This window comes from Rhizobium lentis, from assembly GCF_014200175.1.
Classification (GTDB): Bacteria; Pseudomonadota; Alphaproteobacteria; order Rhizobiales; family Rhizobiaceae; genus Rhizobium; species Rhizobium mulingense.
On the sequence record NZ_JACHBD010000001.1, the window covers coordinates 1,077,487 to 1,091,722 of the forward strand.

The 14,236-nt window shown below is 61.9% G+C and carries 15 protein-coding genes; 3 read left to right on the forward strand and 12 right to left on the reverse strand.

The window, feature by feature from the left end; all coding sequences use genetic code 11:
• The first annotated feature begins 31 nt into the window (after positions 1–31).
• The 3 genes from GGI60_RS05230 to GGI60_RS05240 all read left to right on the forward strand — a co-directional run bounded on the left by GGI60_RS05230 (position 32) and on the right by GGI60_RS05240 (position 5,931).
• Complete coding sequence (locus tag GGI60_RS05230; protein WP_183912010.1) at positions 32–1,003, forward strand: ABC transporter substrate-binding protein; 972 nt, start codon at positions 32–34, stop codon at positions 1,001–1,003.
• Between the two features lie 395 nt (positions 1,004–1,398).
• A complete protein-coding gene (locus tag GGI60_RS05235) occupies positions 1,399–2,589 on the forward strand; it encodes an efflux RND transporter periplasmic adaptor subunit (RefSeq protein WP_183912008.1) in 1,191 nt (396 codons plus the stop codon).
• 12 nt (positions 2,590–2,601) lie between these two features.
• A complete protein-coding gene (locus tag GGI60_RS05240) occupies positions 2,602–5,931 on the forward strand; it encodes an efflux RND transporter permease subunit (RefSeq protein WP_183912006.1) in 3,330 nt (1,109 codons plus the stop codon).
• Between the two features lie 106 nt (positions 5,932–6,037).
• Here GGI60_RS05240 and ureG read toward each other — a convergent pair whose 3' ends face one another.
• The 12 genes from ureG to urtE all read right to left on the reverse strand — a co-directional run bounded on the left by ureG (position 6,038) and on the right by urtE (position 14,221).
• The gene (gene ureG / locus GGI60_RS05245; RefSeq protein ID WP_183912004.1) at positions 6,038–6,649 is read right to left on the reverse strand and encodes an urease accessory protein UreG; all 612 of its coding nucleotides are present in this window, start codon (positions 6,647–6,649) and stop codon (positions 6,038–6,040) included.
• 89 nt (positions 6,650–6,738) lie between these two features.
• Positions 6,739–7,410: an urease accessory protein UreF gene (locus GGI60_RS05250; protein WP_183912002.1), complete on the reverse strand. Its 672-nt coding sequence runs from the start codon at positions 7,408–7,410 to the stop codon at positions 6,739–6,741.
• A 6-nt stretch (positions 7,411–7,416) separates the two neighbouring features.
• Entirely contained in the window at positions 7,417–8,022 is a 606-nt protein-coding gene (locus GGI60_RS05255; RefSeq protein WP_183912000.1) for an urease accessory protein UreE, read from the reverse strand.
• A 143-nt stretch (positions 8,023–8,165) separates the two neighbouring features.
• Positions 8,166–8,837 (reverse strand): TIGR02117 family protein, encoded by a 672-nt coding sequence (locus GGI60_RS05260; protein WP_183911998.1) that lies wholly within the window; start codon positions 8,835–8,837, stop codon positions 8,166–8,168.
• Positions 8,838–8,870: 33 nt separating this feature from the next.
• Positions 8,871–10,583: an urease subunit alpha gene (gene ureC / locus GGI60_RS05265; protein WP_183911996.1), complete on the reverse strand. Its 1,713-nt coding sequence runs from the start codon at positions 10,581–10,583 to the stop codon at positions 8,871–8,873.
• A gap of 3 nt (positions 10,584–10,586) precedes the next feature.
• Positions 10,587–11,210 (reverse strand): Urease operon accessory protein, encoded by a 624-nt coding sequence (locus GGI60_RS05270; protein ID WP_183913823.1) that lies wholly within the window; start codon positions 11,208–11,210, stop codon positions 10,587–10,589.
• A 16-nt stretch (positions 11,211–11,226) separates the two neighbouring features.
• Positions 11,227–11,634 carry a lysozyme inhibitor LprI family protein gene (locus GGI60_RS05275; RefSeq protein WP_183911994.1) on the reverse strand — a complete coding sequence of 136 codons (408 nt, stop codon included), beginning with the start codon at positions 11,632–11,634 and terminating at the stop codon, positions 11,227–11,229.
• Positions 11,635–11,646: 12 nt separating this feature from the next.
• Complete coding sequence (locus GGI60_RS05280) at positions 11,647–11,952, reverse strand: urease subunit beta (protein WP_183911992.1); 306 nt, start codon at positions 11,950–11,952, stop codon at positions 11,647–11,649.
• 11 nt (positions 11,953–11,963) lie between these two features.
• On the reverse strand, positions 11,964–12,215 hold the full coding sequence (locus tag GGI60_RS05285) for a DUF1272 domain-containing protein (protein WP_183911990.1): 252 nt from the start codon (positions 12,213–12,215) through the stop codon (positions 11,964–11,966).
• A 9-nt stretch (positions 12,216–12,224) separates the two neighbouring features.
• A complete protein-coding gene (locus GGI60_RS05290) occupies positions 12,225–12,527 on the reverse strand; it encodes an urease subunit gamma (RefSeq protein WP_003561955.1) in 303 nt (100 codons plus the stop codon).
• A gap of 28 nt (positions 12,528–12,555) precedes the next feature.
• Positions 12,556–13,377, reverse strand: coding sequence for an urease accessory protein UreD (locus GGI60_RS05295; RefSeq protein WP_183911988.1), 822 nt, complete (start codon positions 13,375–13,377; stop codon positions 12,556–12,558).
• Between the two features lie 148 nt (positions 13,378–13,525).
• Complete coding sequence (gene urtE, locus GGI60_RS05300; protein ID WP_003581844.1) at positions 13,526–14,221, reverse strand: urea ABC transporter ATP-binding subunit UrtE; 696 nt, start codon at positions 14,219–14,221, stop codon at positions 13,526–13,528.
• Between the last annotated feature and the right edge of the window lie 15 nt (positions 14,222–14,236).

Here is a 14,236-nt window from a genome sequence, read left to right on the forward strand (position 1 = left end):
GGGCATAACTTCAGAGGGTAAGGACAAGAAAATGAAAAAGTTGATGGTTGCAATGATGGCGAGCGCCATGTCGCTTGCAGCGGCCCACGCGATGGCCGCCGATAAGGTGGTTCTGCAGCTGAAATGGGTCACGCAGAGCCAGTTCGGCGGTTATTTCGTTGCCAAGGACAAGGGCTTCTACAAGGAGGAAGGCCTCGACGTCGAGATCAAGCCGGGCGGCCCCGATATCGCCCCCGAGCAGGTGATCGCCGGCGGCGGCGCCGATGTCATCGTCGACTGGATGGGCGGCGCTTTGGTTGCCCGCGAAAAGGGCGTTCCGCTCGTCAACATTGCCCAGCCCTATCAGAAATCCGGCCTGGAAATGGTCTGCCGCAAGGATGGCCCTGTTAAAACCGAGGCCGACTTCAAGGGGCATACGCTCGGTGTCTGGTTCTTCGGCAACGAGTATCCCTTCTTCGCCTGGATGAACAAGCTCGGCCTCTCCACCGAAGGCGGCCCGAACGGCGTCACCGTGCTGAAGCAGAGCTTCGACGTGCAGCCGCTCGTGCAGAAGCAGGCCGACTGCATCTCCGTCATGACCTATAACGAATATTGGCAGGCGATCGATGCCGGTTTCAAGCCGGAAGAACTGACAGTCTTCAACTATACGCAGATGGGCAACGACCTTCTCGAGGATGGCCTTTACGTCATGGAAGACAAGCTGAAGGACCCAGCCTTCAAGGAGAAGATGGTCAAATTCGTCCGCGCCTCGATGAAGGGCTGGAAATATGCGACTGAGAACCCGGATGAGGCGGCAGAGATCGTCGTGGACAATGGCGGCCAAGACGAAAACCACCAGAAGCGCATGATGGGCGAAGTCGCCAAGCTCGTCGGCGACGGCTCCGGCAAACTGGACGAGGCACTCTATGCCCGCACGGCAAAGGCGCTGCTCGATCAGAAGATCATCAGCAAAGAGCCATCGGGTGCCTGGACGCACGAGATCACCGACGCCGCATCCAAGTAAGGACTGCAGCATTTGAGGCAAACGCGCGGGCGACATTTTCCCGCGCGTTTCGTTTTTCCTGCACCGAAAAAAACGCCTTGCAGCTGTCGCATTTAGATGGCGTCAAACGTCATTCGGGGAGAAGCAGGATCAATCATCGTTATGTTCGCATAACCCTACGATGATTGATTCAGGTTCTGATGGTAATTATTATCGGCTCATGGGGAATTGTTTTCTGCCGGGCTTGCATTTCGAGCAAATCGATACCAACTAGAAGCCGATTTGCCGGGAGGGATGAAGACGGCAAATGATGTGTGGATACCCCTGAGAATGCTGGAAAGGCAGTGGCCTAGTCGCGAGCTCAATGGCAAACGCGCGAGTTCGGCTAACCTTCTGATGAGATTGGACGAAAACGCATGGCACGCAAGCCGACTGGAATTTTAAGCGTATCCACCTTTTTTGCAGCGGCGGTGGCTGCATCCACCGCCTTTTCGCAGGAAACGCCGGTCGCAAAGCCGCAGCAGAACCTGCCGGCGATCGTCGTCACCACAGCTGTCAATCGCACCCTCGTCGACCGTGTCATCGGCACCGGAACACTCAAGCCCGTGGAGGAAGTCTATATCCAGCCGCAAGTAGAGGGTCTTTCGATCCGCACGCTGAAAGCCGATATCGGCGACAAGGTTCGGGCCGAAAGCACCCTGGCGACGCTGAACGACGACGCGCTGGTTCTGGAGAAGAGCCAGATGATGGCGACCAAGGCCAAGGGTGAGGCCAGCCTCGCCCAGCTGCGCGCCCAGCTCATCGAGGCGCAGGCCAATGCCGAACAGGCAAGGCAGCAGCAGGCCCGCGCCCAGGAAATGGTCAAGAAGGGCACCGTTTCCACCGCCCAGGTCGAGCAGGCCGATGCGACCGCCGCTGCCGCCAATGCCCGCGTCGTCTCCGCCGAACAGGCGATCGAGGTCGCCGAAGCCGATCTCAAGGTCTTCGACAGCCAAATCGCCGACGCCGATCTGAAGCTCGCCCGCACCGACGTCAAGACGCCGGTTTCCGGCGTGGTTTCTGCAAAGAACGCCAAGGTCGGCGCGATCGCTGCCGGGAACGGCGATCCGCTGTTTACCATCATTCGCGATGGCGATATCGAGTTGGTCGCCGAAGTCGCCGAAAGCGACATTGTCAGGATCGCGGCCGGCCAGAAGGCGACCATTTCCCTTTCCGGCAGCCGTGAAAAGCTTTCTGGCGCCGTGCGCCTGGTGTCTCCCACCGTCGATCCGGTGACCCGCCTCGGCCTCGTCCATATCTCCATCGACGATGACAGCAAGGCGCGTTCCGGCATGTATGGCAGCGCCGAGATCATCGTCCGCGAAACCGAGGGCGTCTCGCTTCCCCTGACTGCAGTCCTGACGGGCAATGAAGGCTCGTCGGCCCGCAAGGTCGAGGATGGTGTGGTAAAATTCGCCAAGATCGAGACCGGCATCCAGGACGGGCCCTATGTCGAGATCGTTTATGGATTGAAGAGCGGCGATGAGGTCGTGGCCAAGGCGGGCGCCTATGTCCGCGACGGCGATCACATCACGCCGGTGCGTGAACAGCCCTCGGCTTCCAACTAAAGAGACCATCCGATGAATTTTTCAGCCTGGTCCATTCGAAATCCGATCGCGCCGCTGCTGGCCTTCTGCCTGTTGATTTTCATCGGCATCCAGTCCTTCAACACGCTGCCGATCACGCGCTTCCCGAACATCGACGTGCCGCTGGTTTCGATCAGCGTGACACAGAGCGGCGCTTCGCCGGCCGAACTCGAAATGCAGGTGACGAAGGAGATCGAAGACGCGATTGCCTCGATTACCGGAATCGACGAGATCCAGTCGACGGTGACCGACGGCAGCTCGCAGACCAACGTCATGTTCCGCATGGAAGTGCCGACGGAACAAGCTGTGCAGGACGTCAAGGACGCGATCGATCGCATCCGCAGCGATCTGCCGGCGACGGCCGAAACGCCGATCGTCACCAAGGTCGACGTCGAGGGCCAGGCGATCCAGACCTTCGCCGTTTCCTCGCCCGACATGTCGCTCGAAGAACTCTCCTGGTTCGTCGACGATACCGTCAAGCGCGCCCTCCAGGGGCAGGCCGGTATCGGCCGCGTCGACCGTTACGGCGGCGCGGAGCGCGAAGTGCGTATCGAACTCACCCCCGCCAAGCTCGATGCCCATGGCATCACCGCGGCAAGCGTCAACCAGCAGCTGCGCGGCACCAACGTCGACCTCGGCTCCGGCCGCGGCCAAGTGGCCGGTAGCGAACAGGCGATCCGCGTCCTCGGCGACGCCCGCAATGTCGCCGAGCTCGCCGACACGACGATCGCGCTGCCGAACGGCCGTTTCGTCAAGCTGTCCGACCTCGGCGTCATCAAGGACACTTATGAAGAGCCGAAATCCTTCTCGCGCTTCAACGATACGCCTGTGGTCACCTTCGGCGTCTTCCGTTCGAAGGGTGCCAGCGAGGTCAGCGTCGCCGAAACCGTAGCACAGAGCCTCGACAAGGTCAGAAGCGAGAACCCGAATGTGAAGATCGAGATGATCGACGATTCGGTGTATTTCACCTACGGCAACTACGAAGCCGCCATCCACACGCTGCTCGAAGGCGCGCTGCTCGCCGTCATCGTCGTCCTGCTGTTCCTCCGGAACTGGCGCGCGACCCTGATTTCGGCGATCGCCCTGCCGCTGTCTGCGATCCCGACTTTTTGGGTCATGGACATGATGGGCTTCTCGCTGAACCTCGTCAGCTTCCTGGCCCTGACGCTGGCGACCGGTATCCTTGTCGACGATGCGATCGTCGAAATCGAGAACATCGCCCGCCACATCAAGATGGGCAAGACACCCTACCGGGCGGCGATCGAGGCGGCGGATGAAATCGGCCTTGCCGTCATCGCCACCACCTTCACCATCATCGCCGTCTTCGTGCCGGTTTCCTTCATGCCGGGCATTCCGGGCCAGTATTTCATCCAGTTCGGCCTGACCGTCGCCTTCTCCGTTTTCTTCTCACTGATGGTCGCGCGTCTCATCACTCCGATGATGGCCGCCTATCTGATGCGTGCCGAAGACGGCGTTGACGACCATCACGACAATGACGGCCTGCTGATGAAGGGCTATACCCGCCTTGTCACCGGTACGACTCGCAAGTGGTATTGGCGTTACACGACACTGATTGTGGCCCTCCTCTTCACGGTTGGTTCGGTCATATCGCTGTTCATGTTCGTGCCCGGCAGCTTCCTACCGCCGGAAGACGCCTCGCGTATCGTTCTCTCCGTCGAACTGCCGCCGAATGCGCGGCTTGACGATACCGAGAAGACGGCGGACGCGATCTACGACAGGGTCAAGGACATCAACGGCGTCGAAAGTGTCTTCGTCCTCGGCGGCGCATCGCCGAAGGGCGATCTCGAACTGCGCCGTGCGACCATTACGCTGGCACTCCACAAGCTCGACCAGTCGCTGGTCAAGAAGGTGGTCAACGACGTGCTCGGTGACATCCCGGTTATCGGTCCGATGCTGCCGAAGGTGGAAGTCCACGGCCGTGAACGCCCGCAATGGGATATCGAAAAGGAAGTCTTCGCGAAGGTGCGCGATATTCCCGACGTTCATATCCTGAAGCTCAACGATCGCGGCGAACGCGACCTCTCCTTCAACTTCCTCTCCAAGAACGAGAAGGACCTGAACGACGCCGTCGGCATTCTGGAGTCGAAGCTCCGTGCCGATCCGCTGCTCGCCAATGTCAGTGCCGACGGCGCCCTGCCTCGTCCGGAACTGCAGGTCTACCCGCGCAAGGACGAGGCAGCCCGCCTCGGCATTACGCCGCAGCAGATCTCCGAGACGATCCGCGTCGCCACCATCGGCGATGTCGATGCGGCCCTTGCCAAGATCTCGCTCGACGATCGCCAGATCCCTATCCGGGTCCAGGCGGCGGTCGACATGCGCCGCGACCTTGCCGCCATCCGCGCATTGAAGATCCAGACCGCCAGCGGCGGCACCGTTCCGCTATCGAGCGTCGCCAACATCGACTATTCGGAAGGCGTTAGCTCGATCAAGCGCAACAACCGCAACCGTGTCGTCTCTATCGGCTCCGATCTGCCGCAGGGCGTGGCGCTCGACACGGCTTCGGCCCGCTTCCGCGAGATCGTCAAGGCGGCCAACATCCCGGCCTCCGTACACCTTGCCGAAAGCGGCGATACCAAGGTGCAGACCGAGATGCAGCAGAGCTTCGTCAACGCCATGTTGATGGGCCTGTTGCTGGTGCTGACGGTGCTGATTCTCCTGTTCAAGGACGTCATCCAGCCCTTCACCATCCTGTTCTCGCTGCCGCTTGCCATCGGCGGTGTCGCGGCGGCTCTGATCATCACCAGCAATCCGCTGTCCATGCCGGTCATGATCGGCATTCTGATGCTGATGGGTATCGTCACCAAGAACGCCATCCTGCTCGTCGATTTCGCGATCGAGATGCGCCATCAGGGGATGGCCCGTGTCGAAGCCATGGTCGAAGCCGGCCGCAAGCGCGCCCGGCCGATCATCATGACCTCGATCGCCATGTCGGCAGGCATGCTGCCTTCCGCGCTCGGCGTCGGCGAAGGTGGCTCGTTCCGCGCGCCGATGGCGATCGCGGTGATCGGCGGCATCATCGTTTCGACGGTGCTCTCGCTCGTCGTCGTGCCGTCCTTCTTCCTGATCATGGACGATCTCTCCCGTCTGCTTGGCTGGATGTTCGGACGCCTGGTCGGCAGGAAGGATGAGGAGGACCTGCCGCTATCGCGCGAGGATCTCACCCGCGTTACCCGCGAGAACCGCAGCGAAATCGATGCGCTGGACGAGCGCCTTACGGCGATCGAAAAGCCGGAAGGCAAGCGCAAGAATACCAAAGGCAACGACACCAACGTTCTACGGCTGCCGCCTTTCGCAGCGGAATAAGCAAAATCCAGATAATGAAACGGGCCGGGAGATTACTCCCGGCCCGTTCGTTTTGCCGTTTTCGCCGCCATCAGTGAGGCCGATCTGCTGCGGCAGGTCCGACCGCTCAGAGCCCGCCCTGCTCCCTGAGAAAATTGACGATCGAACTGATGCCGTCGCCGCGCTTCATGTCCGAGAAGACGAACGGGCGGCTCCCGCGCATGCGCGTTGCATCCCGGTCCATCACCTCGAGATCGGCGCCGACATAGGGCGCCAGATCCTTTTTGTTGATGACAAGCAGATCGGACCGGGTGATGCCGGGCCCGCCCTTGCGCGGGATTTCCTCGCCCTGGCAGACGGAGATCACGTAGATGGTGACATCGGCAAGATCCGGCGAAAAGGTCGCCGCCAGATTGTCTCCGCCGGATTCGATGAAGACGACGTCGAGATCGGGAATGCGCTCGTTGAGGCCGGCGATCGCCTGCAGATTGATCGTCGCATCCTCGCGGATGGCGGTATGCGGGCAGCCGCCGGTTTCGACGCCGACGATCCGCTCCGAGGGCAGGGCCTGCATGCGCACCAGCGCCTCGGCATCCTCGGTCGTATAGATGTCGTTGGTGACGACGGCGACGGAATAGTCGTCGCGCATCGCCTTGCAGAGCTTTTCCGTCAGCGCCGTCTTGCCCGACCCGACCGGCCCGCCAATGCCGACGCGCAGAGGTCCGTTTCTTGATTTCATGTGTTTCACTCCAATCGAACCGGATGATAGCGACGGCAGCGGCGGGCGCCACCGTCAAATGAAGCAGTTTCTGCGGATAATTGATATCCTCACGAGCGGAACAACCGCGTCGCCTGCGTCTCGTGGCGCAGGCTGGCGATATCGGCTTGTACCGTCGCCGAACCGAGATCGTCGAGCGACGACGCTGCCGCCCGTCGGGCAACCGCCACAATGTGGTCTTCTAGGCCGGCCAGCAGGGCAACACCGTCCCTCTGCCCGGCGACGCCGAGGCGAATACCGGACGAAACCGCTTGCGAGGCATAGGCGTGCAGGAAGACTGCGAGCACCTGCTCGGACCCTATACCATGCGCACCGGCAACCGCGCCTACCGCGACGGGATAAACGGTCTTGCTGGGCAACCTCTCGAACACTTCGTCCGGCCAAGCCCGCGCCGCCGCGAGGAAGGCGTCACCGAGCAGAATGGTCTCCTGATGGCGCTCACGCGATCCGGCAAGAGCCTCGGCCAGAGCGGCGGTTTCGGCAAGGCGCCCGGCATCTGCCTGTTGCCTGTGGCTCTCGGCCAAAAGCACCGCATCGTTCCAGACGGCGCCATGGCCGATCAGCGTGCCGATCCAGTTTGCAAGCGAAGCAGCATCGATAACGAGTTCATCGGCCACTGCCCGCTCCAGCCCACCCGAATAGGCGAAGCTACCGACGGGAAAGGCCGGCGACAGCCACGCCGTCAGGCGCAGCAATGCCTGCAGTTGGTGTTCCCCTGTCATCGCGCCTCAATCGTGCTTGTGGCCGTGATGATGCTCGTGGTTATGATCGTGGTCGCAGCTGTGATCATGCTGGCGGTCATGGCCGTGCGCGTGACCGTGATCATGCCCATGATCATGCCCATGATCATGGTTGTGACCGTGGTTATGAGCGGCATGGCCGTGATCATGCGCATGGCCGCCATGCGAATGATAGGCTCCGCGCGCGGGTTGAAAGGGTTCGTCGATCTCCAGCACGGTGGCGCCGAGGCCCTGCAGCATCGAGCGGATGACATGGTCCCGCAGGATGACGATGCGGTCTTCCTCGATCTGGGCGGCAAGATGACGGTTGCCGAGATGCCAGGCGAGCTCGACGAGATGCGTGCGATCGCGTCCTCGAATTTCGAAGAGCTTTTCGTCGGCTGCCAGAATCTCGATCAGCTCCCCGTCCTCGCGCACCAGCAGGTCGCCATTGGCGAAGAGCACCGGGTCCTTGAGATCGAGCATGACCATCTCGCCATTTTCGAGATGCAGCAGCTTGCGGCGCAGATGGCGCAGGTCATGCGGCAGCTTGACCTGGGCGGTCGGATGGGAGGAAGGGGTTCCGGCGGGGAGATAGGAGGTGACGCGCTGCATGACATGTCCGTTTGCTGAAAGGACAACCATGCAAAATAGCGCTTGCCGATGCAAGCACCAATGACCTTTTGCTCAAGTGAGGACTCTATATTCCGGAAGCTTGCTGAACTTGTCGCTTTCAACTCGCCTGCCCCGCGGATGCCTCAATTGTAGACAGCAACGGATAATCGCAACGAAGGTGGAAGCGGGTTCCAAAAGCCGGTTCGAAGTCCCGCCGAGCGGAGCGCGGCAGCCGTCCAGGTGTTGCAGCCGAAGAGGGCGTTGAAATATCCCTCCGCCTCGAAGAACCGGTCGATCTCGCCGTAACCTGCGTTTGAGATCAGCTTCACCTCGCCCGCGTCGCGGACAAAACTATCCGAGATGAAATTGCGCAGCCGCGCCAATTGTTCGTCCCCGATATCGAAGGCCACAACGGCCGGCTGCGGCTCGGCAATATGACCGGCGAGATCCACGTGCAGCACCGAACGGTCGATCGTCAGGGCCCGCAACACCGGCATCGGCTTCAGCTCCGACCAGGTCGGCGTTTCCAGATAGAAGGCGCGGCCGCCCCAGCCGACAACGAGCCATTCCGCATTCGGATGGCCGAGCGGAAATTCGCCGTCATCAAGAAAGGAAAAAGCCGCGCGCGTCTCCTCGTCGAGTGGAATCGCAATATCCGTATGGATTGCTCCCGACAGAAGCAGAATCCGGTGGGTTGCCACCGCGGACGATGCTTCGACCGGTGCGATCAGCGGCCGGGGAATGAAGGTTCCGGCCGTCGCCAGAGCGACGACCAGCAATATGATCCGCAACAGCCAGTGGATGCCTGTTTTCATCGGAACCGTCCGGCGCGCACGGAGCGAGCGGTCCTAGAACAGGAAATAGCGCTGCGCCATCGGCAGCACCGTCGCCGGCTCGCATGTCAGCAACTCGCCATTCGCCCTGACCTCGTAGGTCTCCGGATCGACCTCGATCTCCGGCGTCAGGTCGTTGTGGATCATCGATGCCTTGGAGATGCCGCCGCGGGTATTCTTCACCGCCAACAGTTCCTTCGCAACGCCGAGCCTGCCCTTCAGGCCGGCATCGAGCGAGGCCTGGCTGACGAAGGTGACCGAGGAATTGGTGAGGCTCTTGCCGTAGGAGGCAAACATCGGCCGGTAGTGCACCGGCTGCGGCGTCGGAATCGAGGCGTTCGGATCGCCCATCGGCGCGGCGGCGATCGACCCGCCGAGCAGCACCATATCCGGCTTCACGCCGAAGAAGGCGGGGTTCCACAGCACCAGGTCGGCGCGCTTGCCGATTTCGATCGAGCCGATCTCATGGCTGAGACCATGCGCGATCGCCGGATTGATCGTGTATTTGGCAATATAGCGGCGGACGCGGAAATTGTCATTGTCGCCCTTCTCTTCTTTCAGCCGACCGCGCTGGCGCTTCATCTTGTCGGCCGTCTGCCAGGTGCGGATCGCCACTTCGCCGACGCGGCCCATGGCCTGGCTGTCGGACGAGATGATCGAGAAGGCGCCGATATCGTGCAGGATATCTTCGGCCGCGATCGTCTCCTTGCGGATGCGGCTTTCGGCAAAGGCGATATCCTCGGGGATCGAGGGCGATAAATGATGGCAGACCATCAGCATGTCGAGATGCTCGGCAATGGTATTGACCGTATAAGGCCGCGTCGGATTGGTCGACGACGGGATGACGTTCGGCTGGCCGCAGATCTTGATGATATCCGGCGCGTGCCCGCCACCCGCCCCTTCCGTGTGGAAGGCGTGAATGGTGCGGCCCTTGATGGCGCCGATCGTATCCTCGACGAAGCCGCTTTCATTCAGCGTATCGGTGTGGATCATCACCTGCACGTCATAGTCGTCAGCGACCGACAGGCAGCAGTCGATGGCACCAGGTGTCGTGCCCCAGTCCTCGTGCAGCTTCAGCGACGTCGCGCCGGCCAGCACCATCTCGGTCAGCGCGCCCGGCAGCGACGCATTGCCCTTGCCGGCAAAAGCGAGGTTCATCGGGAAGGCGTCGGCCGCTTCGATCATCCGCGCGATATGCCAGGGGCCGGGCGTGCAGGTGGTGGCGAGCGTGCCGTGCGCCGGTCCCGTGCCGCCGCCGAGCATGCAGGTCATGCCCGACATCAGCGCCTCCTCGATCTGCTGCGGCGCGATGAAGTGAATATGGCTGTCCATGCCGCCGGCCGTCACGATCTTCCCCTCGCCGGCAATCGCCTCCGTGCCCGGGCCGACGATGATGTTGACGCCGGGCTGCATATCGGGATTGCCCGCCTTGCCGATCGCAGCGATGCGCCCGTTCTTCAGCCCGATATCAGCCTTGTAGATGCCGGAGTGATCGACGATCACTGCATTGGTGATGACAGTATCGACCGCGCCGTCCGCCCGCGTCACCTGGCTCTGGCCCATGCCGTCGCGGATCACCTTGCCGCCACCGAATTTCACCTCCTCGCCATAGGTGGTGAAATCCTTCTCGATCTCGATGAAGAGCTCCGTATCGGCAAGGCGCACCTTGTCGCCGGTGGTCGGTCCGAACATGCCGGCATAGGCGGCGCGTGAGATCTTATAGGGCATCCATCAGGCTCCGTAGGAGGAAGAGACAAGTGTTTTTTCGCCGAGCCGCTTGAGGCGGCCCACGGCGGCGTAACTATCGACAAGCTGCCGTTCGGCGGCAAACGGGTGCCATTCCCACCCGGCGTGACCGAACCCGGCCAAAATCACCTCGGCGTCGGGAAATTTGCTCAGCACTTCGGCGATGACGATCATACCGCTGCTGGGGACGACATAGTCCCCAGGCACAAAGGCCGAGAGCGAGGCATCAACGGCTTCGTGGATCGATCGGTCGATCACGACATGCTTCTTGCCGGCCTCCGAGCAGAAAGCGCCGAATGCTTCCGTATAGTCGTCGCAGAAATCGTCGAGATCGGGATGCGAGACGGCAAGCGGCGCCCGGATGGCCGCGAATTTGTCCGGATCGCGCACGCTCCAGATTTCGCGAGCGGAAACGACGCCGGGATGGGCGCGCCATTCTCGCGAGCCGAGCATCGCCTTTGCCGGCCGGCCGGTATTGCAGACCGCAACGGCATCCGTCCGGCTGCCGCCGGCGCCATAGGAACGGCAATCGTTGAAGCGGATGACGAAATCGGCGGCATCAATGATGCCTGCTCCCGCCTCTGCGACCTCGCCATTGCCGACAATCACGATCTTGCTAATCACCCTAGTTGCTCATCGTGTTTTCGAGCTCTTTCAGCTCTTTTGTGCGTTTGTCGGTAATGTTGGCGAGACAGCCGGCGACCAGCATCGGCTCCATCGTGCCGCCGCGAGCCTGGAAGCCGAAGGCGTCGCATTCGGCGTCGCGATAATCGATCCAGGCGCGCTGCGCCTTGACCAGCGCCTGCTCCGCGCCCTTCATGTCGCCGTCGAGATCCTTGTCGATCGCGGCCAGAGCAGCGCGGGTCTTCTTGTATTGCGCGTTCAGAGCTTTGTCGGCGGTCTCATGGCGCGCCGCCTCGCAGGATGTCATGTCCGATTGCGTCTTAGGATTCTGGCAATCGATGTCCTGAGCAGAGGCACCGCCCGCGGCTAGCAGCATCGCCGCCCCGACGAGGCAGATGTTCAAACGCATGCATCCCTCCCGTTAAAGCTTGCCCATCACCAGCTGACGGAAACCATAGACCTCGCGCTTGCCGGCAAGCGGGATCAGCGTCACGGAACGCGTCTGTCCCGGCTCGAAGCGCACGGCCGTTCCGGCTGGGATATCCAGCCGCTTGCCATGCGCCGCCGCCCGGTCGAAAGAAAGTCCGGCATTGGTCTCGGCGAAATGATAATGGCTGCCGACCTGCACCGGCCGGTCGCCGGTGTTGGAAACCTCCAGCGTCACCGTCGGTGCGCCGGCATTGAGTTCGATGTCGCCGTTCGCGGCAATGATTTCGCCCGGAATCATTCTCGTCCTCCTCACGCCGCTCTGGGCGCGCAGCCCTCAGCCTTCAACACGCGTTTCGTCGACGCCGGATGTTTGGCGAGCATCGCCGCCGGCCGGATGGGTCTTGCGACGAGATTGCCGCCGCAATTCGGGCAGACGCCCTTCAGCACCCGATCCACGCAATCGGCACAGAAGGTGCATTCATAGGTGCAGATCCGCGCCTCGGCGCTTTCCGGCGGCAAATCCTTGTCGCAGCATTCGCAATTGGGTCGGAGCTCCAGCATTCTTTTTCCTCACCTGATCGGTTCGTGAACGGTGACGAGCTTGGTGCCATCCGGGAATGTCGCCTCCACCTGCACGTCGTGGATCATCTCGGCAATTCCTTCCATCACCTGATCGCGGCCGATCACATGGGCGCCGGCTTCCATCAGCTCGGCGACCGGGCGGCCGTCTCGGGCGCCTTCGACGACGAAGTCGCTGATCAGCGCGATCGCTTCGGGATAGTTCAGCTTGACGCCGCGCTCGAGCCGCCGCCGCGCCACCATTGCCGCCATTGAAATCAGCAGCTTGTCTTTTTCTCTCGGAGTGAGGTTCATTGCTTGCCCATCTGCTTGATGCTTAGCTTTAGAGATTCCAGACTTTCGGCACAGGCGCACCGTTGCGCAAGACGGAAATGACAGGGATCAGGATTTTTCTCAGCGTGAAGCCGTCGGCCGCCGCAAGGCGAACGACCAGCTTGCCGCTCCAGGCGCTCGCACCGCCACTCCTTTCCTCGACGAGCGGCCGGACCCGACCGAGATAGGCTTCCGCCAGCGGCCCCGCATAAAACAGCGTCGCCAAGGCAACCTGCCCGCCGAGCACCGCCTGGCGCGCCGCCAGCGCCGCAACGCCCTCGGATAGCCTGAGCTCCTCGGCATGGATCAGCCGACCCGAGCGGCGAATGCGCCAGCGGTCGCGAAAGAAACCCGTGTCTACCGTTTCGCCCATTGCCTTGCGACCAAGGAGCACGGCCTCTACCGCCAGAAATTCGGCGCTCTCGTCGAGATCCACATCGAGCCGGCGGAAGAGCGCCGCCCGGTCGAACAGGATCGTTTCCTGCGGCAGCCAGTCGACCCGCGCCCCCGGCCCGGCTTCGATGCGGGTCGTCACCTCTGCGACGCCGGCCGATGCTTTGTAAATCTTTTCGCAGGCCTGGGTGGTGACGTCGATCTTCGTGCCGGCGCCGGCGACGACGCTCCAGTCCATCCGGTCGCCGCCAGTCAGCCCGCCTGATGTGTTGATGATGACGGCTTCCATCGAGGCATCGAACGTATCCGGCAGGCGGATCTTCGCCGCGCCCTCCTGATAGAGTTCACGGATGCGTGTACGGCCGCCGAGCAGCTTTGCCGCCAGATGTCCGCGCCCCTCCGCTCTTTGCGGTCTCGTGCCTGCCGCCGCAATCATCATACGTCCCTTTCGGTCGCGCTACCGGATCATTCGATCGCACGGGTGACGGAAGCAAAGCAATTCCCATGCCGTCCCGAACAGACCTCTTGGGCGACGGCGAAGGCTTCGAAACGTCGTGCTCGCTGCTGCAAAATACGGCATCTGCCGGTCAAACGGTCAGATGACGGCGAGCCTCCGGCGTGTCCAGCGTCTCGGCAAGTCCTTCATGCACGATCTCGCCGCGATCCATGATGTAAACGTAGTCGGCAAGCTCCCGGCAGAAATCGAGATATTGTTCGACGAGCAGGATCGCCATGCCGGTGGAATCGCGCAGGTAACGGATTGCCCGGCCGATATCCTTGATGATCGACGGCTGGATGCCCTCGGTCGGCTCGTCGAGCACGAGGATCCTCGGTCGCGTCACCATGGCGCGGCCGATCGCCAGCTGTTGCTGCTGCCCGCCAGAGAGATCGCCGCCGCGACGCGACAACATCGACTTCAGCACCGGGAAGAGGCTGAAGATATCATCGGGTATGTTGCGGTCGCGCCGGCCAAGCGGGGCAAAGCCGGTTTCGAGATTTTCCTTGACCGTCAACAACGGGAAAATCTCCCGCCCCTGTGGCACGTAGCCGATGCCCTGCTTGGCGCGGGCGAAAGGCGGCAGGCCGTTCAACCTGGTATCGTTGAAGGTGACGGTTCCGGCCGACAGCGGATGCTGGCCGGTGACCGCGCGCAGAAGCGAACTCTTGCCGACGCCGTTGCGCCCCAGCACGCAGGTGATCTTGCCCATCTCCGCTTTGATCGAGATGCCGCGCAGCGCCTGCGCCGCGCCATAGTGCAGATTTGCGTTTTCGACTGTCAGCATCCGTTCACCCATTCC

Bases quoted from the DNA above. Each gene is read 5' to 3' on its own strand.
- GGI60_RS05230 (WP_183912010.1), top strand. From the start codon at position 32: ATGAAAAAGTTGATGGTTGCAATGATGGCGAGCGCCATGTCGCTTGCA.
- GGI60_RS05235 (WP_183912008.1), top strand. From the start codon at position 1,399: ATGGCACGCAAGCCGACTGGAATTTTAAGCGTATCCACCTTTTTTGCA.
- GGI60_RS05240 (WP_183912006.1), top strand. From the start codon at position 2,602: ATGAATTTTTCAGCCTGGTCCATTCGAAATCCGATCGCGCCGCTGCTG.
- ureG (WP_183912004.1), bottom strand. From the start codon at position 6,649: ATGAAATCAAGAAACGGACCTCTGCGCGTCGGCATTGGCGGGCCGGTC.
- GGI60_RS05250 (WP_183912002.1), bottom strand. From the start codon at position 7,410: ATGACAGGGGAACACCAACTGCAGGCATTGCTGCGCCTGACGGCGTGG.
- GGI60_RS05255 (WP_183912000.1), bottom strand. From the start codon at position 8,022: ATGCAGCGCGTCACCTCCTATCTCCCCGCCGGAACCCCTTCCTCCCAT.
- GGI60_RS05260 (WP_183911998.1), bottom strand. From the start codon at position 8,837: ATGAAAACAGGCATCCACTGGCTGTTGCGGATCATATTGCTGGTCGTC.
- ureC (WP_183911996.1), bottom strand. From the start codon at position 10,583: ATGCCCTATAAGATCTCACGCGCCGCCTATGCCGGCATGTTCGGACCG.
- GGI60_RS05275 (WP_183911994.1), bottom strand. From the start codon at position 11,634: ATGCGTTTGAACATCTGCCTCGTCGGGGCGGCGATGCTGCTAGCCGCG.
- GGI60_RS05280 (WP_183911992.1), bottom strand. From the start codon at position 11,952: ATGATTCCGGGCGAAATCATTGCCGCGAACGGCGACATCGAACTCAAT.
- GGI60_RS05285 (WP_183911990.1), bottom strand. From the start codon at position 12,215: ATGCTGGAGCTCCGACCCAATTGCGAATGCTGCGACAAGGATTTGCCG.
- GGI60_RS05290 (WP_003561955.1), bottom strand. From the start codon at position 12,527: ATGAACCTCACTCCGAGAGAAAAAGACAAGCTGCTGATTTCAATGGCG.
- GGI60_RS05295 (WP_183911988.1), bottom strand. From the start codon at position 13,377: ATGATGATTGCGGCGGCAGGCACGAGACCGCAAAGAGCGGAGGGGCGC.
- urtE (WP_003581844.1), bottom strand. From the start codon at position 14,221: ATGCTGACAGTCGAAAACGCAAATCTGCACTATGGCGCGGCGCAGGCG.